Consider the following 22,497-nt stretch of genomic DNA (forward strand, 5'->3'; position numbering starts at 1 on the left):
GGCCGGCGGCGCGTATCCCGCGTTGCCGGCGCGCAGCCTCGCGGATTTCCGTTCCGTCGACGGCGTGACGAGCTGGCTCGCACGCGTCGCGCCCAGCTGATCGACGGGCTGAAACCCGGCTCGAAACACAGCGTCCGGGCACCGGTTCGGCACTGTGTGTTGCGCCGGCGCAGCAGCGTCGCAGCCGCCCCTTGCCACGCGAATTGGCGTCGCTACAATGGCGCCCGCCATGAGACCAGTCGCCTTCTTCCTCGCCGCGTTCTGCTGCGCGACGAGCGTTCACGCCAGCCAGATTCTGTCCGACGCCGCATCGGTCGGCACGTACTTTTCGTATGACAACGCGGCGGCCGACGCGACCGTCGACCTGATCGAACAGGCGCAGCGCCGCGTGCTGCTGGCCGGCTATACGCAGGTGCCGCCGGCTGTCGCGAGCGCGCTGCGCGCGGCCCGCGCGCGGGGAATCGAGGTGCGCGTGGTGCTGGTGCGTCCGCCGCGTGCGGGCAGGTACAGCGGCGCCGGCTATCTGAAATCCGCGGGTATCGATGTCGCGATCGATTCGCGGCATGGCGGCCCCGCGTCGCGTTTCGTGATCGTCGACGACAGCGTCGCGCTGACGACGCTGTCCGACGGCGCGGCCGAGCAGGCCGACACGGTCAACGTATTCCGGCGCGCGCCCGAACTCGCGCAGTCCTACGCGCAATCGTTCTGGCGGCTATACCGGCAGGCCGGCGGCCTCTGACCCCTTCCTGCGGCGCATCGCGCGCCGGTGTGACCCTGGTTGCATCGGCGCGACCGATGAACCATCCTCGTTGACAGGCGCCGGCGCGGCTTTCGCGCATTGGCGCAATGGCAGGGAGTCGATCGTGATCGAAAGCAGTTTTGCCGATCGCGCCGATGCCGGTCGCCAGCTGGCCGATGCGTTGCGCGAATACGCGGGGCGAAGCGATGTCGTCGTGCTCGCGTTGCCGCGCGGCGGGGTGCCCGTCGCGTATCCGGTCGCCCGTGCGCTGCGCGCGCCGCTCGACGTGCTGGTCGTGCGCAAGCTCGGCGTTCCGTTCGACCCCGAGCTCGCGATGGGCGCGATCGCGACGGGCGGCGGGACGCATTTGCAACGTTCGGTGATCCGCGACATGGACGTATCCGATGCGCAACTCGCCGACGTGATCGCGCGCGAGACGGCCGAACTGCATCGTCGCGAGGCGCTGTATCGCGGCGCGGTGCCGCCGCTGGCGGTGGCAGGGCGCATCGCGATCGTGGTCGACGACGGCGTCGCGACCGGCGCATCGATGCGCGTCGCGCTGCAGGCGCTGCGCGAGCGTCACCCGGCGCGCATCGTCGCGGCCGTGCCGGTCGCGCCGGCGGGCGCCGCGCATGCGTTCGACGGCCTGGCCGATGCATTCGTCACGGTGTCGCAGCCGGCGCGGTTCTTCGGGATCAGCCAGTTCTACGCGCGCTTCGAGCAGACGAGCGACGACGAGGTGCGCGCGCTGCTCGACGCCGCGCGCCCGTGATGCGGCGTCAGGTTTGCCGGTTTCGGCGCGGGCGTGGTCGGCCGGCTTCCGCGAGCGCGAACACGCGCTGCAGCGCCGGATGGACGTTGCCGTGCCAGCGTGGCCCCGTAAACAGCCCGTAGTGATCGCAATCGTCGACGTCGATGCGATGGCGCTCGTCGGCCGAGAGGCCGCTGCACAGATCGAGCGCCGCATGCGTCTGCCCGGCGCCCGTGACCCTGTCGCAGGCGCCTTCGACGGTCAGCAGCGCGACATCGCGCAGCGCGGCCGGTTCGACGCGCCGGCCGTCCACATGCCACGCGCCGGTCGCGAGCAGCATGCGCTGAAACACGACGTCGACCGTGTCGAGGAAATAGTCGGCCGGCATGTCGAGCAGCGCCGTGTATTCGCGCAGTGCCCGCCGGGCGTCGGCGAGCCCGGTCATGTCGAAGCGGGAAGCTGCCAACGCGTAGGTCTCGATCAGCGTCAGGAAGCGTTGCGGATACAGGAGCGCGATCTCGCCCTGTTGCAGATAGGTCGGGAACACGTGGCGGCCATGCCCGGCGAAGCCGGGCGGCACGATGTCGATCAAGTGACGCCGGCACCAGTCGAGCGAATGGGCCGCGGCCGCGGTGCCGAGCGCGCTCGGGTTCAGGCGGGCATCGATCGGGCCGCCGATCAGCGTGATACTCGCGGGCGGCGCGAGGCCGCGCGCGGCGCGCAGCGCCAGGGCGCCGAGCGCCGGTACGGTCGCCTGGCAAACGGCGACGACGTGCAGCGGCCGCTCGTCGTGCTGGAGGGTGCCGACGAAGCCGTCGAGCATCGCGACGTATTCGTCGAGCCCGAAACGGCCTGCCGCAAGCGGCACGTCGCGCGCATTGCGCCAGTCGGTCACGCAGACGTCGCCATCGGCGAGCAGCGTTTCGGCGGTTTCCCGCATCATCACGGCCGCATGCCCGACGAGCGGCGCGCACAGCAGCACCGTGCGGTGCGCATCGGCGTGCGCGAAGCGCCGCAAGTCGCAAAACGGCGTGTGCGCGACGATCTGCTCGCTGACGGCGGGCCACGCCAGATCGAAGCCCGGCGGCGCGGCCTGCGGCCCGAGCAGCGGTTCGAACAGGTCGTCGTAGCACGATGACGCGGCGTGCGGCAGCGACGCCGTGGGCCATGCGTCGAACGCGTATCGCGTCGCCGCGCGCCATGCGCGCATCCATTCCCGCTGCTGCTCGACGACGGCATACCACATGGCGGACCCTGGGGCGGAAGGAGCGTGAACCTCCATTATGGTCATAGCGGCCGGGCAGCGGGAGCCCGATGTACGGCCGGCTGATGCGCGTCAAGCGCAGGGGCACGCTAGGCGCTGCCGCGCGCCGCTGCTACAGTCGTCAGTCCCATTCCCTCGAAGCGGAGCGTTCGCGATGAAGCTGATCGGCATGCTGGATTCCCCGTTCGTGCGCCGCGTCGCCATTTCGGCGAAGCTGCTCGACCTGCCGTTCGAACACGAGTCGATCTCGGTGTTTCGTCATATCGAGCGGTTCAGGACGCTCAACCCGGTCGTCAAGGCGCCGACGCTCGTGACCGACGGCGGCGCGACGCTGCTCGATTCGTCGCTGATCGTCGACTATCTCGACCACCTGGCAGCACCTGAGCGGCGCCTGCTGCCCGACGCCGTCGAGGCCCGGCTGCGCGCGCTGGTGCCGATCGGGTTCGCGCTGGCCGCCGCCGAGAAATCCGTGCAGGTCGTCTACGAGCAGGCACTGCGCCCGTCGGACAAGCAGCACGAACCGTGGGTCGATCGCGTGCTGAGCCAGCTCGAAGGCGCATACGGCGCGCTGGAGCCGCTGGTCGCGGCCGCCAACGGCTGGTTCGGCGGCGCGCGATTGCTGCAGTCGGACGTGACGGTCGCGGTGGCGTGGCGCTTCACGCAGTTCATGGCGGCCGATTACCCGGTGCTGGCGCGGATCGATCCGGCCCGTTATCCGGCGCTCGCCGCGCATTCCGCGCGGGCCGAAGCGTTGCCGGCTTTCGTCGAAACGCCGCTCGTCTAGGTTTCGAAGCGGGGCGCCGGACTGTCGCGCACCGCTGTCGGCCGCCGCTCGCCCTTGTCCGGCAAGCCGCTGCCGATTGTTCTCGGCGGCTGACAAGTGACTTCGCATTCGCGCTGTTTATCCGGAGGCGACCGATCCCTAGAATCCACTCCATCAAATCACGCATTGCCAGATGGAGCCGATGATGAAAGCCCTGATCGAATCGAGCCTGTACCACCCGTCCGTCGTGTTGGCGCTTGCCGGGCTCACGCAGCTGATGGTCGAGCGCGATTTCAATCTCGGCCAGGTCGGGATGATCGTCGCGGCGCGCGGTGCGCAGGCAGCCGTGTCGCGGTCGCGCGCGCTGATCTTCTGCCGTCACTGCGAAGCGCAGGCATGAAGGCGTTCGTGCCGACTGAATGAAAAAAGCCCGGCCGGCGCAAGCCGGTCGGGCAGATCGGGTTCGATCGGGCCCCGGCTTCGGCCGGGGCTTTTTCATTGCGCGACGCTTACGCGCGGGCGGGCGTCGCGACGCCGTAGACCTCCGATTCGTCGTCGTCCTCGCGCAACTGGCGCGCCAGCTGGTGCGCTTCGCGGCGCGTCGCGACGGCCGGCGGCGAGCCCTTCAGCGGCTGGCGCGCGGTTTCGGCGAGCGCGACGACCGACACGATGCCGATCAGCGCGGCGCCCATCATGTAGTACGCGGGCATCATCAGGTTGTGCGTCACGTCGACGAGCCACGCGGTCACCAGCGGCGTCGTGCCGCCGAACAGCGACACCGACACGTTGAAGCCGATCGCGAGCGCGCCGTAGCGGATCTCGGTCGGGAACAGCGCGGGCAGCGCCGACGGCATCACGCCGGTGAAGCACGACAGCAGCACGCCGAGGATCAGCAGGCCGCCGAACACCGACGCCGTGGTGCCCGTGTGGATCAGCATCAGCGACGGGATCGACAGCACCAGCAGGCCGACGCAGCCGGCGAGCATCACCGGCTTGCGGCCGACCTTGTCCGACAGGCGGCCGGCGTACAGCGTCATCGGCATCATCAGCACCATCACGATCAGCACCAGCACGAGGCTGTGCGATTCGTCGAAGTGCAGCGTCGACGACATGAAGCTCGGCAGGTAAGACAGCACCATGTAGTCGGTCACGTTGAAGATCAGCACGAGGCCGACGCACAGCAGCAGCGCACGCCAGTTGCGCAGCAGCGTCTCGCGAAAGCGCGCCTTCGGCACGGCCTTGTCCTGCGCTTCGCGCTCTTCGGCCTGGCGCTTGAACGCCGGCGTTTCCTCGAGCTTCATCCGGATGTACAGACCGATCAGGCCGAGCGGCCCGGCGATCAGGAACGGCACGCGCCAGCCCCACGACAGCAGCGCTTCCTGCGACAGCGACGCGGTGAGCAGTGCGACGACGCCCGCGCCCAGCACATAGCCGATCAGCGTGCCGAATTCGAGGAAGCTGCCCATGAAGCCGCGGCGCTTGTCGGTCGAGAACTCGGCAATGAAGGTGGCCGCGCCGCCGTACTCGCCGCCGGTCGAAAAGCCCTGCACGAGGCGGGCGACGAGCAGCAGGATCGGGGCCATGATGCCGATCGACGCATAGCTCGGGATCAGGCCGATCGCGAAGGTGCCGACGGCCATCATGATCATCGTGGCGGCGAGCACGCGCTGGCGGCCGATGCGATCGCCGAGCGGGCCGAACACCATGCCGCCGAGCGGGCGCACGAGGAACGCGGCCGCGAACGTGCCGAAGGTGGCCAGCAGCTGCGCGGACGGGCTGCTGGACGGGAAGAACACCTTGCCGAGCGTGACGGCGATATAGCTGTAGACGCCGAAGTCGAACCATTCCATCGCATTGCCGATGGCCATTGCGCTGACGGCGCGCTTGAGCAGGCTCTGGTCGACGACGGTGATGTCGTCCGCGGCGAGCGGGGCTTCGCCGGACGACGAAGCGGGGGAAGAGACAGCGGTCGGGCTGACGTGTGTTGCGGTCAAGGTCATGCACTCCTTTGACAGCGCCGGAACGGGCGGGCCGTCCGACACGGTTTGCCGGCGAGCGCGGTGTCGTGTGCTGCGCGTCGGGGCAGACCATTAAGCACTTACTGCACAGGGGGCAGCAAAGGGCCAAGGGGCTGCTTCGACGCGGGCCCGATGGGCCGTCGCGACAGTGCGCTCATGAAGAATGGGCCGCGTGATGCAGGCGGCGGATGCCGGTGCGGACGATGGGTCCGGCGTGCCGGCAACGCCCCGGAGGGGCAGCGAAACGAGAAAAGCGGGCCTGTCGGGCGGGCTTTCCTGTGGATGCAATTTCGATCGAGGCACCGGGCCGCAACGTGCGGACGGACTTCTCTCAAAATCGAAAAGACAGAGATTGAATGTTGAAACAGGCGACATGATAGCACGATGACGGACGATCGTGCAAATTGCCCGGAATCGCCCGTCTGGCGGGGCATCCCGGGGAGCCTGCTCGGGTATGATCGGCGGCGCGCGGCGCGGCCGTGCCGGCCGCCGCGACGGGGCTGAATTCGCGAGGAACCGGATGACCGAACTGATGAGGATCGCGGCGCTGTTCGCCGCTACTGCGCTGGCCGAAATCGTCGGCTGCTACCTGCCGTGGCTCGTGCTGAAGGCCGGGCGCCCGGCCTGGCTGCTGGTGCCCGCGGCGTTGTCGCTCGCGTTGTTCGCGTGGCTGCTGACGCTGCACCCGAGCGCGGCGGGGCGCACGTATGCCGCGTACGGCGGCGTCTATATCGCGGTGGCGTTGATCTGGCTGCGGGTGGTCGACGGTGTCGCGCTGACCCGCTGGGACGTGGCCGGCGCGGTGCTCGCGCTCGGCGGAATGGCCGTCATCGCGCTGCAGCCGCGCGCCTGAGCGGCGCGGCCGCGGCGCGTGCCGCGTGCCTCAGGCTGCTTCGGCGGTATCCGTGTCGGCGGGCTGGCGCCACACGCAGGTGCCCTTGACCGACTTGTCGAGCTCGTCGAGCTGAGCCTGGTGCGCGGCAAGCTCGTCTTCGCTCGCGGTCACCACGGCCAGGTCGAGCGCGGCGAGCGACACGCGTTTGCCGTTCGCCGCGCCGCCGTCGGCGCTCGCGTCGTCGAGCATGTCGATCACGAGGCTGTCCTGGCCGCGCGTCATCGCGAGATAGACCTCGGCGAGCAGCTCCGAGTCGAGCAGTGCGCCGTGCAGCGTGCGGTGCGCGTTGCTGATGCCGAAACGGTCGCACAGCGCGTCGAGCGAGTTGCGCTTGCCGGGGAACATCTGCTTGGCCTGCACCAGCGTGTCGATCACGCCGCCGCAATGCTCGGTGAACGGCGGCAGGCCGAGCCGCGCGAATTCGGCGTCGAGGAAGCCCAGGTCGAACGGCGCGTTGTGGATGATCAGCTCCGCGTCCTTCACGAAGTCGAGGATCTGGTGGGCGACTTCCGCGAATTTCGGTTTGTCGCTCAAGAATTCGGTCGTGAGGCCGTGCACCGCCAGTGCGCCCGGATCGCTGTCGCGCTCGGGGTTCACGTAGAAGTGCAGGTTGTTGCCGGTGAGCCGCCGGTTCAGCAGCTCGACGCAGCCGATTTCGATGAGGCGGTCGCCCGTGCGGGCGTTCAGGCCGGTGGTTTCGGTATCGAGAATGATCTGGCGCATATCGGGAAAAGCAATGAAAACAAGAGAGGGCGGCCGGGGTTCAGGCGGCCAGCGATTCGACGCCGCGGTTCGCGAGCGCGTCCGCGCGCTCGTTTTCGGGATGGCCCGCGTGGCCCTTGACCCAGCGCCACTCGATTTCGTGCTGAGCGACGAGCGCGTCGAGCCGCTTCCACAGGTCGGCATTCTTCACGGGCGTCTTCGCCGCGGTGACCCAGCCTTTCTTCTTCCACCCGTGGATCCACTCGCTGATGCCTTTCTGCACATATTGCGAGTCGGTATGCACGATCACCCGGCACGGCCGCTTCAGCGCTTCGAGCGCGGCGATCACGCCCATCAGCTCCATGCGGTTGTTGGTCGTGTTCGGCTCGCCGCCGAACAGTTCCTTTTCTTGACTGCCGTAGCGCAGTAGGGCGCCCCAGCCGCCGGGGCCGGGGTTGCCCTTGCAGGCGCCGTCGGTATAGATGTCGATGGTGTCGGTTGTCATGAACGTTCTTGGTGAGTGGTCGGGGAGGCCGCCGGCGTCAGGCCCGGTGCGAGCACGGGCTTCTTCATCTTGATCGGGCCGACGAGGCGCATGCCGCGCACGCGCTTGACGGCCGTCACCATGTAGACGGCGCCGAAGATCGGCCACCAGCGGTCGCCGGCGGCCTCCATGAAGCCGTAGCGGGCCAGCCACTGGTCGGTGGCGAGCGGCGGCCGGTAGCAGCCGAAGCGGCCGCGTTCGAGGTCGAAACCGAGCAGCTTGATCCAGTCCTTGAGCCGGATGAACGCGATCTGGTCGCGCGTGGCCGGCACGAACGGGCGGTTCGCCATGCGCCCGAACGACTGCCGCATGCCCCACAGGCTCAGCGAGTTGAAGCCGGTGATCACGAGCTGGCCTTCCGGCATCAGCACGCGCTCGGCCTCGCGCAGCAGGCGGTGCGGGTCGGACGTGAATTCGAGCGTGTGCGGCATCACGATCAGATCGACGCTCTGCGACTCGAACGGCAGGTCGAGCAGGTCGCACCACGTCGTGCTGCGATCGGCGGGCGCGTGGGCCGCCGTGTGTGCTTCGCGCGCCCACGGATACTGATACGGCGCGCTCGCGCCGCTCGCCGGGTCGAGCACGAGGCCGCGATACGGCATGCGGTTCTCGCGCAGTGCGTCGAGCTGCGGCAGGCCGAGCTGCAGCGCGTGGAAGCCGAAGACGTCGGATACGATCCGGTCGAGCTGCGCCTGCTCCCAGCCCAGCACGTAACGGCCGGGCGGCGAGTCGGTCCAGGCGGGCCAGTCTATAATTTGACGGTCAGACATAACGATGATTGCGCGCCTATGAACGAGCTGGAATACGTGCCGGTTCCGGCATTCGAAGACAACTATATCTGGCTCGTCTCGGACGGCCGCGATGCGATCGCCGTCGACCCGGGTGAAGCCGCGCCCGTACGCCGGGTTCTTGCCGAACGAGGCTGGCGGTTGACCGCTATTTTACTCACGCACCACCATGCCGACCACGTCGGCGGTGTCGAGGCGCTGCAGCATAGCCAACCGGCCGATGTTCCGCTCACCGTTTACGGCCCCGCGGCCGAAGCGATCGGCGTGGTCACGCGGCCGCTGTCGGGCGGCGATCGCGTGACGCTCGACGCGCCCGCGGTCGCATTCGACGTGCTCGACGTGCCGGGCCATACACGCGGCCACATTGCTTACTTTCAGGCGGCCGGTCAAGGCGCGGCCGGGCAGGGCAACGCGGTGCCGCACGTGTTCTGCGGCGACACGCTGTTCTCGTGCGGGTGCGGCCGCCTGTTCGAAGGCACGCCCGCGCAGATGCTCGCGTCGCTCGACGCGCTCGCCGCGCTGCCGGGCGACACCCGCGTGCATTGCGCACACGAATACACGCTGTCGAACATCCGCTTCGCGCTCGCGTGCGAGCCGGGCAATGCGGCACTCGCCGCGTGGCGCGACGACGCACAGGCGCTGCGTGCGCGCGGCGTGCCGACGCTGCCCACTACGATCGCGCACGAGCGTGCCGTTAACCCGTTCATGCGGGCCGACAGCGCGGCGATCCACGCGACGCTCGAGGCCGAGCTGCACGAAACGGTGACGGATCGTCTGGCGGCGTTCACGCTGATGCGCGAATGGAAAAACCGGTTCCGGTGACGTTTTCCGGAGGACTCCAAAGCTCAAGCGGTGTCTGTAAAAATTGCTCCAAATGTAGGATTTCGCTGAGTTTTCGGTGTTTTTATTGACGTGAAGCACGCACTTCCGTAGTATCGCCTGCAATTTCCAGCCGTCGGAAGCCGAGATTTTCATGCGACTTATATTGAGTGCGATGGTGGTGCTGCTACTCGCCGCTTGTGCGAGCCAGCCCCCTGTCGCCAACAACGCCGCCGATTCGCAGGCGACGTCCAACTACCTCCGTAAATCAGCCACCGCCAAAGAAACTGTCGACGTCGACAAGCAATCCGTCGGCGACCTGACCACTGCAGACTCCGATCTCTGGGCGCGCATTCGCCGCGGCTTCCAGATGCCCGACCTGCAGAGCGATCTCGTCGACATGCAGACGACCTGGTATACGCAGCGTCCCGATTACGTGCAGCGCATGACCGAGCGCTCGCAGAAGTACCTGTATCACATCGTCGAGGAGCTCGAGGCGCGTCACATGCCGACCGAGCTCGCGCTGCTGCCGTTCATCGAGTCCGCGTACAACCCGCAGGCGCTGTCGGTCGCGAAGGCGGCCGGCATGTGGCAGTTCATGCCCGGCACCGGCCGCACGTACAACCTGAAGCGCAACATGTGGCAGGACGAGCGCCGCGACGTGCTCGCGTCGACGAGCGCCGCGCTCGACTACCTGTCCCGCCTGCACGACATGTTCGGCGACTGGTATCTGGCGCTGGCCGCGTACAACTGGGGCGAAGGCAACGTGCAGCGCGCGATCGCGCGCAATCAGGCGGCCGGCTTGCCGACCGACTACCAGAACCTGCGGATGCCGAACGAGACGCGCAACTACGTGCCGAAGCTGCAGGCGGTGAAGAACATCATCGCGAGCCCGCAGCAGTATGGCCTAGCGCTGCCGGATATCCCGAACCACCCGTATTTCGTGACGGTCACGACGTCGCGCGACATCGACGTGGCGGTGGCCGCGAAGCTCGCGAACCTGCCGCTCGACGAGTTCCGCTCGCTGAACCCGTCGTTCTCGAAGCCCGTGATCCTCGGCGCGACCGAGCCGCAGATCCTGCTGCCGTTCGACAACGCATCCGCGTTCGAGAAGAGCCTGAAAGCGTACAACGGCCAGCTGTCGTCGTGGACCACCTACACGGTCAGCGAGCGTGCGCGCCCGGCCGCGATCGCCGAGAAGATCGGCGTCGACGCCGATACGCTGATGTCGGTCAACAAGATTCCGGCCGGCATGCGCCTGAAGCCGGGCTCGACGATCGTCGTGCCGCGCGGCAATGACGACGACGAGGACATCAGCGCCGACGTCGCCGAAAACGGCGCGCTCGCGATGGAGCCGGACGTCCCCGATACGCGCAAGATGCTGATCCGCGTGCGTCGCAAGCAGTCGATGGCGGCGATCGCCGGCCGCTATGGCGTGTCGGTCGGCCAGTTGAAGGCGTGGAACCGTACGCACCGCGATCTCGCGATGCCGGGTCAGGCGCTGGTGCTGCACGTGCCGGTCGGCCGTTCGGTGCCGGCGGAACCCGGTCCGGAGCGGATTGCGACGTCGACGGGCGGTGCGCACATCGAGCGCGCGAGCCTGGCGGTGGGCGGCAAGTCGCACGGCGGCAAGCGCGGCGCCGCCAAGTCGTCGGCCCGGCCGGCGGCGAAGGCCGCGCCCGCGAAAGCCGCGCCGGCCAAGGCCGCCGCGCACAAGGGCAAGAAGAAGTAAGCGCGGCTGCCGCGCGCAACGTGGCGGCCGGTGAGGCCCGCACGATTGCGCTATCATCCGACGAATTCGACGAAACGCCGTCACCGAGGTGACGGCGTTTTCTTTTGTGCGCGGCGCGGCGTCACGCGTCTTCACATGACAAGGAGAAGCGATGTCGTCGGTGCAGGTGAGGGTGCTCGCGCTGTTTTCGGTCGGGTATTTCGTGTCGTACGTCTTTCGCGGCGTCAATCTGGGCTTCGCGCCGTTCGTCACGCATGAGCTCGGGCTGTCGGCCGCCGATCTCGGCCTGCTCACCAGCCTCTATTTCCTCGGCTTCGCGGGCGCGCAGATCCCGGCCGGCGTGATGCTCGACCACTTCGGCCCGCGCCGCGTGACGGCCGGCATGCTGCTGTTCGCGGCGGCCGGCGCGGCCGTGTTCGGTGCGGCGCATGGCATCGGCACGATGATGGTCGGCCGGCTGCTGATCGGCGTCGGCGTATCGGTCTGTCTCGGTGCGGCGTTCAAGGCGCTCGCGCAGCATTTCCCGGTTGGCCGGCTGCCGCTCGTCAACGGTCTCGTGATGGCCGTGGGCGGCCTCGGCGGCGTAATGGTTGGCTCGCCGCTGACCTGGCTGCTCGGCTGGGCGAGCTGGCGCGCGATCTGTTTCGGCCTCGCGGTGCTGACCGTGGCCGTCGCTGTGTCGATCGGCTTCGGGGCGCCCGACGCGCAGCAGGCGCGTCACCAGGGCGGCCTCGTCAGCCAGTTCAAGGGCACGTGGCACATCCTGACGAGCCGCGCGTTCTGGAAGATCGCATCGTTCTCCGTCGTCACGCAGGGCGTGTTCTATGCGATGCAGTCGCTGTGGGTTGGCCCGTATCTGCGCGACGTCGGCGGATTCGACGCGCCGCATGCCGCGCGCCTCGTGTCGGTGCTCGGCTTCGCGATGATGGCCGGCTGCGTCGGCTTCGGCGCGGCGGCACGCGTGCTCGAGCGGCGCGGCGTGTCGGTCTACGCGACGTGCGGCATCGGCATGGCGCTGTTCGTCGCGACGCAGCTCGCGATCGTCGCGCGCGTGCCGTTGCCGCCCGCCGTGCTGTGGGCTGCGTACGGGATGTTCGGCGGCGTGGGCATCCTGACCTACGCGGTGATGGCCGGCCACTTTCCCGCCCATCTGATCGGTCGCGCGAACACGACGCTCACGCTCGTGATCTTCCTGCTGATCTTCGCGTTCCAGATCGGCGTCGGCGCCGTGCTGTCGCACTGGCCGGCGGTCGACGGCCGTTATCCGGCCGCCGCGCACTTCACCGCCTGGGGCGTGCTGCTCGCGCTGCAGCTCGCGAGCGCGGTCTGGTACGTCCGGCCCACGCGCGGCGCTGGCCAAGCGCACTGATCCGGCGGTACGCTGATGGATGGGGCGGCCGCGAAAACAGGGCCGCAGCACGGTGCGCTGCGTCCGCCGTTCGCGGCGCGCGCATGATCGGACGGCCATATCAATTGAAGATAGGGCCATTTTCAGGCTATAATTTGAAAGTTTGTGCTGATCAACCTCGCACCCTAGCGCCTACCTCATTCATCCCGTTCATCCGCCGCACGCCGCCTGCCGGGCGATGCCGCGAAGCCTCGTGCGCCACGCGCCGGGTTCGCGTCTCGACAACGCAGGCCGCGTCCAGCTAGCGACCACGCGCGCCCACGCAGCGCGGCGCTCGCGCGGCAGGGTAAACAGGTCGGCAGCAGGGTGTTCCCCAAGGAGCCTCCCGTGTTGCCGTCTTTTTCTCCCGCCTTGCTTGCACTCGCCGACGGCACGGTCTTTCGTGGTTATTCGATCGGGGCCGAAGGCCATACGATCGGCGAAGTCGTGTTCAATACCGCGATCACCGGCTATCAGGAAATCCTGACTGATCCGAGCTACTCGCGCCAGATCGTCACGCTCACCTATCCGCATATCGGCAACGTCGGCGTCAACGCCGAAGACGTCGAAGCCACGAAAGTCCATGCCGCCGGCCTGATCATCCGCGATCTGCCGACGCTCGCATCGAACTTCCGCATGGACCGCACGCTCGGCGACTACCTGCGCGACGAAGGCGTCGTCGCGATCGCCGGCATCGACACCCGCAAGCTGACCCGCATCCTGCGCGACAAGGGCGCGCAGAGCGGCTGCATCCTGACGGGCTCCGATGACGAAGCGAAGGCGATCGAGCTCGCGCGCTCGTTCGAGGGCCTCGCCGGCATGGATCTCGCGAAGGTCGTGTCGACCACCAAGCCGTTCGAGTGGAAGCAGACGGAATGGCGTCTCGAAGGCGGCTACGGCATGCAGGAAGCGCCGAAGTACCGCGTCGTCGCGTACGACTTCGGCGTCAAGTACAACATCCTGCGCATGCTCGCGGAGCGCGGCTGCCACGTGACGGTGCTGCCGGCCCAGGCGAGCGCGGAAGATGCGCTCGCGCTGAATCCGGACGGCATCTTCCTGTCGAACGGCCCCGGCGACCCCGAGCCGTGCGATTACGCGATCGCGGCCACCAAGGCATTCATCGAGCGCGGCGTGCCGACCTTCGGCATCTGCCTCGGCCACCAGATCATGGGTCTCGCGGTCGGCGCAAAGACGCTCAAGATGAAGACGGGCCACCACGGCGCGAACCATCCGGTGAAGGATCTCGGCGACGGCCGGGTCGTGATCACGTCGCAGAACCACGGCTTCGCGGTCGACGCCGATTCGCTGCCGGCCAACGCGCGCGTGACGCACGTGTCGCTGTTCGACGGCACGCTGCAGGGCTTCGAGTTGACCGACAAGCCGGCGTTCTGCTTCCAGGGCCACCCGGAAGCGTCGCCCGGCCCGCACGACATCGGCTATCTGTTCGACCGTTTCACCGCGCTGATGGACGCGGCGAAGCAGCGCAACGCCTGAGTCACTGACGCAACCGAAGAACGGGAGATTCACATCATGTTCGGCCACGCACTCGGCATCACGGATATCTGGACCTACGTGTTCGGCGTGATCTTCATCATCCTGCTGCCGGGGCCGAACTCGATGTACGTGCTGTCGCTTGCCGCGCAGCGCGGCGTGAAGGCCGGCTATCGCGCGGCCTGCGGCGTGTTCGTCGGCGATACCGTGCTGATGGTGCTGTCCGCCGCGGGCGTCGCGTCGCTGCTGAAGGCGAACCCGCTGCTGTTCTCCGTCGTCAAGTACGGCGGCGCCGCCTACCTGCTGTACATCGGCACCGGGATGCTGCGCGGCGCGTGGAGCAAGCTGCGCGCGCGCGGCGATGCGCCGGTCGAGGCGCCGCAGGCGGTCGACGGCGAGCGGCCATTCCGGAAAGCACTGATCGTGAGCCTGCTGAATCCGAAGGCGATCCTGTTCTTCATCTCGTTCTTCATCCAGTTCGTCGACCCGGCATTCCCGCATCCCGCGCTGTCGTTCGTCGTGCTCGGGGCGATCGCGCAATGCGCGAGCTTCCTGTACCTGAGCACGCTGATCTTCGCGGGGGCGCGGCTCGCCGAGCACTTCCGCCGCCGCCGCAAGCTCGCGGCAGGCGCGGCGAGCAGCGTGGGCGGCCTGTTCATCGGTTTCTCGGTGAAGCTGGCGCTGGCGACCATGAGCTGAGCGCCGCCGGCCGACCCACGACAACGATTACTTATTGAATTCACAAGCCATGCCAAAACGCACAGACATCAAGAGCATCCTCATCATCGGCGCCGGCCCGATCATCATCGGCCAGGCGTGCGAGTTCGACTATTCGGGCGCGCAGGCTTGCAAGGCGTTGCGTGAGGAGGGCTACAAGGTCGTTCTCGTCAACAGCAACCCGGCGACGATCATGACCGACCCGAACACGGCCGACGTGACCTACATCGAGCCGATCACGTGGGAAGTCGTCGCACGCATCATCGAGAAGGAGCGCCCGGACGCGATCCTGCCGACGATGGGCGGCCAGACCGCGCTGAACTGCGCGCTCGACCTGCACCACCACGGCGTGCTCGAGAAGTTCGGCGTCGAGCTGATCGGCGCGTCGCCGGAAGCGATCGACAAGGCGGAAGACCGCCAGAAGTTCAAGGAAGCGATGACCAAGATCGGTCTCGGTTCCGCGAAGTCGGGCATCGCGCACTCGATGGAAGAGGCGACCAAGGTGCACGCCGAGATCATGGCGGAGACGGGCGGCAGCGGCTACCCGGTCGTGATCCGCCCGTCGTTCACGCTCGGCGGCTCGGGCGGCGGCATCGCGTACAACCGCGAAGAGTTCGAAGAGATCTGCAAGCGCGGTCTCGACCTGTCGCCCACGCGCGAGCTGCTGATCGAAGAGTCGCTGCTCGGCTGGAAGGAATACGAGATGGAAGTCGTGCGCGACCGCGCCGACAACTGCATCATCGTCTGCTCGATCGAAAACCTCGACCCGATGGGCGTGCATACCGGCGACTCGATCACGGTAGCGCCTGCACAGACGCTCACCGACAAGGAATACCAGATCCTGCGTAACGCATCGCTCGCGGTGCTGCGCGAGATCGGCGTCGACACGGGCGGTTCGAACGTGCAGTTCTCGATCAACCCGCGGGACGGCCGCATGGTCGTCATCGAGATGAACCCGCGCGTGTCGCGTTCGTCGGCGCTCGCATCGAAGGCGACCGGCTTCCCGATCGCGAAGGTCGCGGCGAAGCTGGCGGTCGGCTACACGCTCGACGAGCTGAAGAACGAAATCACCGGCGGCCAGACGCCGGCGTCGTTCGAGCCGACGATCGACTACGTCGTCACGAAGATTCCGCGTTTCGCGTTCGAGAAGTTCCGCGAAGCCGATTCGCGCCTGACCACGCAGATGAAGTCGGTCGGCGAAGTGATGGCGATCGGCCGCACGTTCCAGGAATCGTTCCAGAAGGCGCTGCGCGGCCTCGAAGTCGGTGTCGACGGCCTCGACGAGAAGTCGACCAACCGCGACGAGATCGCGATCGAGATCCACGAGCCGGGCCCGGACCGCATCTGGTACGTCGGCGATGCGTTCCGCATCGGCATGACGGCCGAGGAAATCTTCGCGGAAACCGCGATCGATCCGTGGTTCCTCGAGCAGATCGAGCAGATCATCCTGAAGGAAAAGGCGCTGTCGGGCCGCACGCTCGCGTCGCTGACGTTCGACGAGCTGCGCTACCTGAAGCAGAGCGGCTTCTCCGACCGCCGCCTCGCGAAGCTGCTCGGCGCGACGCCGGAAGACGTCCGCAAGCGTCGCGTCGAACTGAACGTGCGCCCGGTCTACAAGCGCGTCGACACGTGCGCGGCCGAGTTCGCGACGAAAACCGCCTACATGTACTCGACCTACGAGGAAGAGTGCGAGGCGCAGCCGACCACGAACAAGAAGATCATGGTGCTGGGCGGCGGCCCGAACCGGATCGGCCAGGGCATCGAGTTCGACTACTGCTGCGTGCACGCGGCGCTCGCGATGCGCGAGGACGGCTATGAAACGATCATGGTCAACTGCAACCCGGAAACGGTGTCGACCGACTACGACACGTCCGACCGCCTGTACTTCGAGCCGCTGACGCTCGAGGACGTGCTCGAGATCGTCGACAAGGAAAAGCCGGTCGGCGTGATCGTCCAGTACGGCGGCCAGACGCCGCTGAAGCTTGCGCTCGACCTCGAGGCGCACGGCGTGCCGATCGTCGGCACGTCCCCGGACATGATCGACGCGGCCGAAGACCGCGAACGCTTCCAGAAGCTGCTGCAGGACCTCGGCCTGCGCCAGCCGCCGAACCGCACCGCGCGCGCCGAAGACGAAGCGCTCGCGCTGGCCGACGAAATCGGCTACCCGCTGGTCGTGCGTCCGTCGTACGTGCTCGGCGGCCGCGCGATGGAAATCGTCCACGAGCCGCGCGACCTCGAGCGCTACATGCGCGAGGCCGTGAAGGTGTCGAACGATTCGCCGGTGCTGCTCGACCGCTTCCTGAACGATGCGATCGAGTGCGACGTCGACTGCATCTGCGACGGCGAAGCCGTGTTCATCGGCGGCGTGATGGAGCACATCGAGCAGGCGGGCGTCCACTCGGGCGATTCGGCATGTTCGCTGCCGCCGTACTCGCTGTCGAAGGAAACCGTGGCCGAGCTGAAGCGCCAGACGGGCGCGATGGCGAAGGCGCTGAACGTGGTCGGCCTGATGAACGTGCAGTTCGCGATCCAGCAGGTACCGCAGGCGGACGGCTCGAAGCAGGACATCATCTACGTGCTGGAAGTGAACCCGCGCGCGTCGCGCACGGTGCCGTACGTGTCGAAGGCGACCAGCCTGCCGCTCGCGAAGATTGCGGCGCGCGCGATGGTCGGCCAGAAGCTCGCGCAGCAGGGCGTGACGAAGGAAGTCGAGCCGCCGTACTTCAGCGTGAAGGAAGCGGTGTTCCCGTTCATCAAGTTCCCGACCGTCGATCCGGTCCTCGGGCCTGAAATGCGCTCGACCGGCGAAGTGATGGGCGTCGGCCAGACGTTCGGCGAAGCGCTGTTCAAGTCGCAGCTCGCGGCCGGTTCGCGTCTGCCGGAGTCGGGCACGGTGCTGCTGACCGTGATGGACGCGGACAAGCCGAAGGCCGTCGAAGTCGCGCGCATGCTGCACGACCTCGGCTACCCGATCGTCGCGACCAAGGGCACGGCTGCCGCGATCGAAGCGGCCGGCGTGCCGGTGAAGGTCGTGAACAAGGTGAAGGACGGCCGTCCGCACATCGTCGACATGATCAAGAACGGCGAGATCGCACTCGTGTTCACGACGGTCGACGAGACGCGCCAGGCGATCGCCGATTCGCGTTCGATCCGCATGAGCGCGCAGGCGCACAAGGTCACGTACTACACGACGATGTCGGGCGCGCGCGCGGCCGTTGAAGGCTTGCGCTACCTGAAGGATCTGGAAGTCTATGATTTACAAGGTCTTCACGCTCGCCTAAACTAAGCGGTCAGTTACCTGTCGAAGCAACACGTGCCGCGATTAGGCGGTGTTTCCAGTGCATCGGAAGCGCGCTTAATCGCGGTGATTTTTTTTATAGCCGTTTTTAGCGATTGAGCCGTTTATGAGCACCATTCCGTTGACAAAGCGTGGCGCAGAGCAACTGCGCGATGAATTGCAGCGCCTCAAGTCCGTCGAGCGGCCGGCCGTGATCAACGCGATCGCGGAGGCCCGCGCACAGGGCGATCTGTCCGAAAACGCCGAATACGACGCAGCGAAGGAAAAGCAGGGCTTTATCGAGGGCCGCATCGCGGAACTCGAATCCAAGCTGTCCGCCGCGCAAATCATCGATCCCACGGTGCTCGACGCCGATGGCCGCGTGGTGTTCGCCGCGACGGTCGAACTCGAGGATCTCGAGTCGGGCGACACCGTCAAGTACCAGATCGTCGGCGACGACGAAGCCGATATCGATCACGGCCTGATCTCGGTCAGCTCGCCGATCGCACGCGCGCTGATCGGCAAGTCCGAAGGCGACGTCGCGGCCGTGCAGGCACCGAGCGGCGTGCGCGAGTACGAAATCATCTCGGTCAGCTACATCTGAAGCGGGGCGACGTGATGCCGCATCGCGTGTTCCGTCTGCTGTCGGCCGTATGGGTCGGCAGCCTGCTGACGATCGGGTATGCGGTCGCGCCCGTATTGTTCAAGACGCTGGAACGGATGACGGCCGGTTCGGTCGCCGCCCAGCTGTTCCGTATCGAGGCGATCCTCGGCGTCGTGTGCGGCGTGCTGCTGCTCGCGTTGTCGAATCAGCAGGTGCGGCGCGGCAGCAGCGAGTATCGCCGTGTGCGCTGGATCGTCGCCGCGATGGTCGTATGCGTGCTGGTCGGGTATTTTGCGCTGCAGCCGTTCATGAACGCGCTGCGCGTGGCCGCGATGGATGCGGGCACCGATATCGCGAATTCGCCGTATGCGAGCCGCTTCGGGATGCTGCACGGCGTCTCGAGCGTGTTCTATCTCGTCGAAAGCGTGCTGGGGCTGATGCTGATCTGGCGTCTGCCGGCGCGCGACGCCTGAGCGCCGCGCTGGGGCAGGGCGGCACGGGAATCCGTGCCGCACCGGCGGATTACTTGTCCTGGAACGGCCGCTTGGTGCTGGCCTGGCGCTTTTTCGCACGCTTCACGGTGCCGCCTGCCGTCACGCGTTCGTTGCCGCGCACCGTGACCTTCACCGGCCTCGGACGGCGCACGGGGCTTGCGTTCGGCGACACCTTGACGACCTTGACGGTGCGCGGGGCGCGGCCTTTCTTGTCATCGGCGGCTTCGGCCGCGCTGGGCAGCGCACCGGCACGACGGCCGCGGGCCGGGGCCGCTGCGGCTTCGGGCCTCCAGATCACCAGCAGCTTGCCGATATGCTGAATCGGGGCCGCGTTCAAGCGGTCGCAGATCTCGTCGTAGATCGCGATCCGTTCGTCGCGCTCGTCGCCGAACACGCGGATCTTGATCAGCTGGTGCGCGTCGAGGTGCACCTTGATTTCCTTCAGCACGGCGTCGGTCAGCCCTTCGGCGCCGATCAGCACGACGGGCTTGAGCGCATGGGCCTGGGAGCGCAGCGCGGAGCGCTCGGCGGGAGAAAGCGAAAGGGCGGGCATGGAAATGTCGAAATCTAAATAAGGGCGCGCTGACTGAAAAGCGATCGCGGGACGTTCCCGCGTCAGCCGTGCGCCGAAACCACGTAAAATCGCGGCTTGGGCCTGAAAAGGGGCCGCAGCCGCGCGAAGAAGACGCGTATTATCCGCTAAAAGCGCGGCTTCACGAAGCAATTGGCAGCAATCTCTCTCTCGAATGGCAAAAAACCGCTTCAACCAGCACTGGCTGCACGACCACATCAACGACCCGTACGTCAAAATGGCGCAGCGGGAGGGCTATCGCGCGCGCGCCGCGTACAAGCTGAAGGAAATCGACGAGCAGGACAAGCTGATCCGTCCCGGCCAGGTGATCGTCGATCTCGGCGCCACGCCGGGCAGCTGGAGCCAGTATGCCCGCAACAAGCTCGCGCAGGGCAAGAAGCGTGACGCGGAGCGCGAAGGCGGCATCGACGGCACGATCGTTGCGCTCGACATCCTGCCGATGGAGCCGATCGCCGACGTCCACTTCCTGCAGGGCGACTTCCGCGAGGACGACGTCCTCCACCAGCTCGAAGAAGTGCTCGAAGGCCGCGCGGTGGACCTTGTTATTTCCGACATGGCCCCCAACCTCTCCGGCGTGGCCTCGGCGGACGCGGCGCGCATCGAGCATCTCTGCGATCTGGCGCTCGAATTCGCGCAGAACCATCTGAAGCCGGACGGTGCGCTGCTCGTGAAGTGCTTTCACGGCAGCGGCTACAGCCAGATCGTCGAGAAGTTCAAACAGCAGTTTAAGGTTGTCGCGCCGCGCAAGCCCAAGGCATCCCGCGACAAATCGTCCGAAACGTTCATTTTGGGTCGGCAGCTGAAGCATCCGCGCTGATGCGGAGTGCGGTGCCGCAAACGGGCTCCGGCCCTTGCCAGACAAGCGAAGCGCTATCGCGGCGGTTGTCAATGCTTATGGCGGGGGTGGTCGGACTGGATTAGAATGACCGAGGGGCGCCGCAAGGAAAATGTAGGCGCTCGTCTACGAGTGAAGGAGTGGTGCTTTGAACAACAATATGTTTTCGAAGGCAGCGGTGTGGCTGGTGATCGCACTGGTGCTGTTTACGGTGTTCAAGCAGTTCGACAAGCCCCGCGTCCAGGAAGGCGTGTCCTATTCGCAGTTCATGGACGACGCCAAGAACGGCAAGGTCAAGAACGTCATCGTTCAGGGGCGCAACCTCACCGTCACTCCGGCTGATGGCCAGAAATACCAGATCGTGTCGCCCGGCGACATCTGGATGGTCGGCGATCTGATGAAGTACGGCGTGCAGGTCAGCGGCAAGGCCGACGACGAGCCGAACGCGCTGATGTCCGCGCTGTACTATCTCGGGCCGACGATCCTGATCATCGTGTTCTGGTTCTACATGATGAGGCAGATGCAGGGAGGCGGCAAAGGCGGCGCATTCTCGTTCGGGAAATCGCGTGCGCGGCTGATCGACGAGAACAACAACGCGGTGAATTTCTCCGACGTCGCGGGCTGCGACGAAGCGAAGGAAGAAGTGTCCGAGCTCGTCGACTTCCTGCGCGATCCGCAGAAATTCCAGAAGCTGGGCGGCCGCATTCCGCGCGGCGTGCTGCTGGTCGGCCCTCCGGGTACCGGCAAGACGCTGCTCGCCCGCGCGATCGCGGGTGAAGCGAAGGTGCCGTTCTTCAGCATCTCGGGTTCGGACTTCGTCGAAATGTTCGTCGGCGTCGGCGCGGCCCGTGTGCGCGACATGTTCGAGCAGGCGAAGAAGCATGCACCGTGCATCGTGTTCATCGACGAAATCGACGCGGTCGGCCGTCATCGCGGCGCCGGCATGGGCGGCGGCAACGACGAGCGCGAACAGACGCTGAACCAGATGCTCGTCGAGATGGACGGCTTCGAGGCGAATTCGGGCGTCATCGTGATCGCCGCGACCAACCGTTCCGACGTGCTCGACAAGGCGCTGCTGCGTCCGGGCCGTTTCGACCGTCAGGTCTATGTCGGCCTGCCGGACATCCGCGGCCGCGAGCAGATCATGCGCGTGCACCTGCGCAAGGTGCCGATCGCGAACGACGTCGACGCGGCGGTCATCGCACGCGGCACGCCAGGCTTTTCGGGCGCCGATCTCGCGAACCTCGTGAACGAGGCTGCGCTGTTCGCCGCCCGTCGCGGCAAGCGTATCGTCGAGATGCAGGATTTCGAGGACGCGAAGGACAAGATCTTCATGGGTCCGGAGCGCAAGTCGGCCGTGATCCGCGAGGAAGCGAAGCGCGCCACCGCTTATCACGAGTCGGGCCACGCGGTGATCGCGAAGCTGTTGCCGAAGGCCGACCCGGTGCACAAGGTCACGATCATCCCGCGCGGTCGCGCGCTGGGCGTCACGTGGCAGCTGCCGGAGCATGACAACGAGACGTATTCGAAGGATTACCTGCTGGACCGCCTCGCGATCCTGTTCGGTGGCCGGGTGGCCGAAGAGCTGTTCATGAACCTGGTCAGCACCGGCGCATCGGACGACTTCAACAAGGCCACGCAAACCGCGCGTGCGATGGTGGCCCGTTTCGGCATGACCGACGCACTCGGGCCGATGGTCTACGTCGACGACGAGAACGATGCGTCGCCGTTCGGCCGCGGCTTCACGCGCACGATCTCGGAAGCGACGCAGCAGAAGGTCGACTCGGAAATCCGCCGCGTGCTGGACGAACAGTACAACCTCGCGCGCCGCCTGCTCGAAGACAACCGCGACAAGGTCGAGGCGATGACGGCCGCACTGATGGAGTGGGAGACGATCGACGCCGATCAGATCAACGACATCATGGAAGGCCGTCCGCCGCGCTCGCCGAAGAGCTCGCCGGCTGTCGGCGGCGATTCGTCGGGCGGCGGCAGCGCCGAGGTCAAGCCCGGCAGCGCGCCGGCGCCGGCTACGCCGGCGGCATAATCTCCGCTTTAACGCCGTTCACGGGCTGGTGTGGCTTCACA

Annotated in this window: 21 protein-coding genes and 1 pseudogene; 16 read left to right on the forward strand and 6 right to left on the reverse strand. The window is 66.9% G+C overall.

Translation table 11 applies throughout. The annotated features are described in order from the left end of the window. The 3 genes and pseudogenes from H3O04_RS08740 to H3O04_RS08750 form a co-directional block, all read left to right on the forward strand. A pseudogene (locus H3O04_RS08740) lies at positions 1–100 on the forward strand (malonate decarboxylase subunit epsilon); the annotation flags it as partial. A gap of 117 nt (positions 101–217) precedes the next feature. Further along, positions 218–739: a phospholipase D-like domain-containing protein gene (locus H3O04_RS08745; protein ID WP_202587507.1), complete on the forward strand. Its 522-nt coding sequence runs from the start codon at positions 218–220 to the stop codon at positions 737–739. Positions 740–863: 124 nt separating this feature from the next. Next, positions 864–1,511 (forward strand): phosphoribosyltransferase, encoded by a 648-nt coding sequence (locus H3O04_RS08750; RefSeq protein ID WP_202587508.1) that lies wholly within the window; start codon positions 864–866, stop codon positions 1,509–1,511. A gap of 7 nt (positions 1,512–1,518) precedes the next feature. Here H3O04_RS08750 and H3O04_RS08755 read toward each other — a convergent pair whose 3' ends face one another. Beyond that, the gene (locus H3O04_RS08755) at positions 1,519–2,736 is read right to left on the reverse strand and encodes a polyhydroxyalkanoate depolymerase (protein WP_202587509.1); all 1,218 of its coding nucleotides are present in this window, start codon (positions 2,734–2,736) and stop codon (positions 1,519–1,521) included. A gap of 172 nt (positions 2,737–2,908) precedes the next feature. Here H3O04_RS08755 and H3O04_RS08760 point away from each other — a divergent pair, with 172 nt between their 5' ends. Beyond that, the gene (locus H3O04_RS08760) at positions 2,909–3,538 is read left to right on the forward strand and encodes a glutathione S-transferase family protein (RefSeq protein ID WP_202587510.1); all 630 of its coding nucleotides are present in this window, start codon (positions 2,909–2,911) and stop codon (positions 3,536–3,538) included. 172 nt (positions 3,539–3,710) lie between these two features. Further along, a complete protein-coding gene (locus H3O04_RS08765) occupies positions 3,711–3,917 on the forward strand; it encodes a hypothetical protein (protein ID WP_006476356.1) in 207 nt (68 codons plus the stop codon). A gap of 109 nt (positions 3,918–4,026) precedes the next feature. Here H3O04_RS08765 and proP read toward each other — a convergent pair whose 3' ends face one another. Continuing rightward, a complete protein-coding gene (gene proP, locus H3O04_RS08770; RefSeq protein WP_011694245.1) occupies positions 4,027–5,517 on the reverse strand; it encodes a glycine betaine/L-proline transporter ProP in 1,491 nt (496 codons plus the stop codon). Between the two features lie 538 nt (positions 5,518–6,055). Here proP and H3O04_RS08775 point away from each other — a divergent pair. Continuing rightward, positions 6,056–6,388, forward strand: a complete 333-nt coding sequence (locus tag H3O04_RS08775; RefSeq protein WP_011545077.1) for a YnfA family protein — start codon at positions 6,056–6,058, stop codon at positions 6,386–6,388. 30 nt (positions 6,389–6,418) lie between these two features. On the opposite strand, the gene dnaQ is transcribed toward H3O04_RS08775, so the two are convergent. The 3 genes from dnaQ to H3O04_RS08790 are packed head-to-tail and all read right to left on the reverse strand — an operon-like array spanning position 6,419 to position 8,446. After that, complete coding sequence (dnaQ, locus tag H3O04_RS08780; RefSeq protein WP_077177967.1) at positions 6,419–7,153, reverse strand: DNA polymerase III subunit epsilon; 735 nt, start codon at positions 7,151–7,153, stop codon at positions 6,419–6,421. Between the two features lie 40 nt (positions 7,154–7,193). Then, positions 7,194–7,637: a ribonuclease HI gene (gene rnhA / locus H3O04_RS08785; protein ID WP_006476352.1), complete on the reverse strand. Its 444-nt coding sequence runs from the start codon at positions 7,635–7,637 to the stop codon at positions 7,194–7,196. Then, positions 7,634–8,446, reverse strand: coding sequence for a class I SAM-dependent methyltransferase (locus tag H3O04_RS08790; RefSeq protein WP_011545079.1), 813 nt, complete (start codon positions 8,444–8,446; stop codon positions 7,634–7,636). Before H3O04_RS08790 ends, rnhA begins: the two co-directional genes overlap by 4 nt. A gap of 18 nt (positions 8,447–8,464) precedes the next feature. On the opposite strand from H3O04_RS08790, the gene gloB reads away from it, so the two are divergent. From gloB to H3O04_RS08830, 8 genes are all read left to right on the forward strand, one after another. Beyond that, positions 8,465–9,286 carry a hydroxyacylglutathione hydrolase gene (gene gloB, locus H3O04_RS08795; protein WP_011545080.1) on the forward strand — a complete coding sequence of 274 codons (822 nt, stop codon included), beginning with the start codon at positions 8,465–8,467 and terminating at the stop codon, positions 9,284–9,286. 151 nt (positions 9,287–9,437) lie between these two features. Continuing rightward, positions 9,438–11,015, forward strand: coding sequence for a transglycosylase SLT domain-containing protein (locus H3O04_RS08800; RefSeq protein ID WP_011694247.1), 1,578 nt, complete (start codon positions 9,438–9,440; stop codon positions 11,013–11,015). A gap of 151 nt (positions 11,016–11,166) precedes the next feature. Continuing rightward, positions 11,167–12,384 (forward strand): MFS transporter, encoded by a 1,218-nt coding sequence (locus tag H3O04_RS08805; RefSeq protein ID WP_054927580.1) that lies wholly within the window; start codon positions 11,167–11,169, stop codon positions 12,382–12,384. A gap of 366 nt (positions 12,385–12,750) precedes the next feature. Beyond that, positions 12,751–13,896 (forward strand): glutamine-hydrolyzing carbamoyl-phosphate synthase small subunit, encoded by a 1,146-nt coding sequence (gene carA / locus H3O04_RS08810; protein ID WP_023475510.1) that lies wholly within the window; start codon positions 12,751–12,753, stop codon positions 13,894–13,896. 36 nt (positions 13,897–13,932) lie between these two features. After that, positions 13,933–14,592 carry a leucine efflux protein LeuE gene (gene leuE / locus H3O04_RS08815; RefSeq protein ID WP_011545084.1) on the forward strand — a complete coding sequence of 220 codons (660 nt, stop codon included), beginning with the start codon at positions 13,933–13,935 and terminating at the stop codon, positions 14,590–14,592. A 49-nt stretch (positions 14,593–14,641) separates the two neighbouring features. Then, positions 14,642–17,896 carry a carbamoyl-phosphate synthase large subunit gene (carB, locus tag H3O04_RS08820; RefSeq protein WP_023475511.1) on the forward strand — a complete coding sequence of 1,085 codons (3,255 nt, stop codon included), beginning with the start codon at positions 14,642–14,644 and terminating at the stop codon, positions 17,894–17,896. 118 nt (positions 17,897–18,014) lie between these two features. Continuing rightward, positions 18,015–18,491, forward strand: a complete 477-nt coding sequence (gene greA / locus H3O04_RS08825; RefSeq protein ID WP_006476345.1) for a transcription elongation factor GreA — start codon at positions 18,015–18,017, stop codon at positions 18,489–18,491. A 14-nt stretch (positions 18,492–18,505) separates the two neighbouring features. Next, on the forward strand, positions 18,506–18,964 hold the full coding sequence (locus H3O04_RS08830) for a DUF4149 domain-containing protein (protein ID WP_006497614.1): 459 nt from the start codon (positions 18,506–18,508) through the stop codon (positions 18,962–18,964). 49 nt (positions 18,965–19,013) lie between these two features. Here the strand turns inward: H3O04_RS08830 and H3O04_RS08835 are convergent, their stop codons facing one another. Beyond that, positions 19,014–19,538, reverse strand: coding sequence for a YhbY family RNA-binding protein (locus H3O04_RS08835; protein WP_012328238.1), 525 nt, complete (start codon positions 19,536–19,538; stop codon positions 19,014–19,016). A 193-nt stretch (positions 19,539–19,731) separates the two neighbouring features. Here H3O04_RS08835 and H3O04_RS08840 point away from each other — a divergent pair, with 193 nt between their 5' ends. Then, positions 19,732–20,394: an RlmE family RNA methyltransferase gene (locus H3O04_RS08840; protein WP_006476343.1), complete on the forward strand. Its 663-nt coding sequence runs from the start codon at positions 19,732–19,734 to the stop codon at positions 20,392–20,394. Between the two features lie 166 nt (positions 20,395–20,560). Further along, entirely contained in the window at positions 20,561–22,456 is a 1,896-nt protein-coding gene (gene ftsH, locus H3O04_RS08845; RefSeq protein WP_011694248.1) for an ATP-dependent zinc metalloprotease FtsH, read from the forward strand. Positions 22,457–22,497: the final 41 nt, after the last annotated feature.

This window comes from Burkholderia sp. KCJ3K979 (assembly GCF_016759955.1).
In the GTDB taxonomy this organism is placed as follows: Bacteria; Pseudomonadota; Gammaproteobacteria; order Burkholderiales; family Burkholderiaceae; genus Burkholderia; species Burkholderia orbicola.

Coding starts and splice junctions, on each gene's coding strand:
- H3O04_RS08745 (WP_202587507.1), top strand. CDS start 218: ATGGCGCCCGCCATGAGACCAGTCGCCTTCTTCCTCGCCGCGTTCTGC.
- H3O04_RS08755 (WP_202587509.1), bottom strand. CDS start 2,736: ATGTGGTATGCCGTCGTCGAGCAGCAGCGGGAATGGATGCGCGCATGG.
- H3O04_RS08760 (WP_202587510.1), top strand. CDS start 2,909: ATGAAGCTGATCGGCATGCTGGATTCCCCGTTCGTGCGCCGCGTCGCC.
- H3O04_RS08765 (WP_006476356.1), top strand. CDS start 3,711: ATGGAGCCGATGATGAAAGCCCTGATCGAATCGAGCCTGTACCACCCG.
- proP (WP_011694245.1), bottom strand. CDS start 5,517: ATGACCTTGACCGCAACACACGTCAGCCCGACCGCTGTCTCTTCCCCC.
- H3O04_RS08775 (WP_011545077.1), top strand. CDS start 6,056: ATGACCGAACTGATGAGGATCGCGGCGCTGTTCGCCGCTACTGCGCTG.
- dnaQ (WP_077177967.1), bottom strand. CDS start 7,153: ATGCGCCAGATCATTCTCGATACCGAAACCACCGGCCTGAACGCCCGC.
- rnhA (WP_006476352.1), bottom strand. CDS start 7,637: ATGACAACCGACACCATCGACATCTATACCGACGGCGCCTGCAAGGGC.
- H3O04_RS08790 (WP_011545079.1), bottom strand. CDS start 8,446: ATGTCTGACCGTCAAATTATAGACTGGCCCGCCTGGACCGACTCGCCG.
- gloB (WP_011545080.1), top strand. CDS start 8,465: ATGAACGAGCTGGAATACGTGCCGGTTCCGGCATTCGAAGACAACTAT.
- H3O04_RS08800 (WP_011694247.1), top strand. CDS start 9,438: ATGCGACTTATATTGAGTGCGATGGTGGTGCTGCTACTCGCCGCTTGT.
- H3O04_RS08805 (WP_054927580.1), top strand. CDS start 11,167: ATGTCGTCGGTGCAGGTGAGGGTGCTCGCGCTGTTTTCGGTCGGGTAT.
- leuE (WP_011545084.1), top strand. CDS start 13,933: ATGTTCGGCCACGCACTCGGCATCACGGATATCTGGACCTACGTGTTC.
- carB (WP_023475511.1), top strand. CDS start 14,642: ATGCCAAAACGCACAGACATCAAGAGCATCCTCATCATCGGCGCCGGC.
- greA (WP_006476345.1), top strand. CDS start 18,015: ATGAGCACCATTCCGTTGACAAAGCGTGGCGCAGAGCAACTGCGCGAT.
- H3O04_RS08830 (WP_006497614.1), top strand. CDS start 18,506: ATGCCGCATCGCGTGTTCCGTCTGCTGTCGGCCGTATGGGTCGGCAGC.
- H3O04_RS08835 (WP_012328238.1), bottom strand. CDS start 19,538: ATGCCCGCCCTTTCGCTTTCTCCCGCCGAGCGCTCCGCGCTGCGCTCC.
- H3O04_RS08840 (WP_006476343.1), top strand. CDS start 19,732: ATGGCAAAAAACCGCTTCAACCAGCACTGGCTGCACGACCACATCAAC.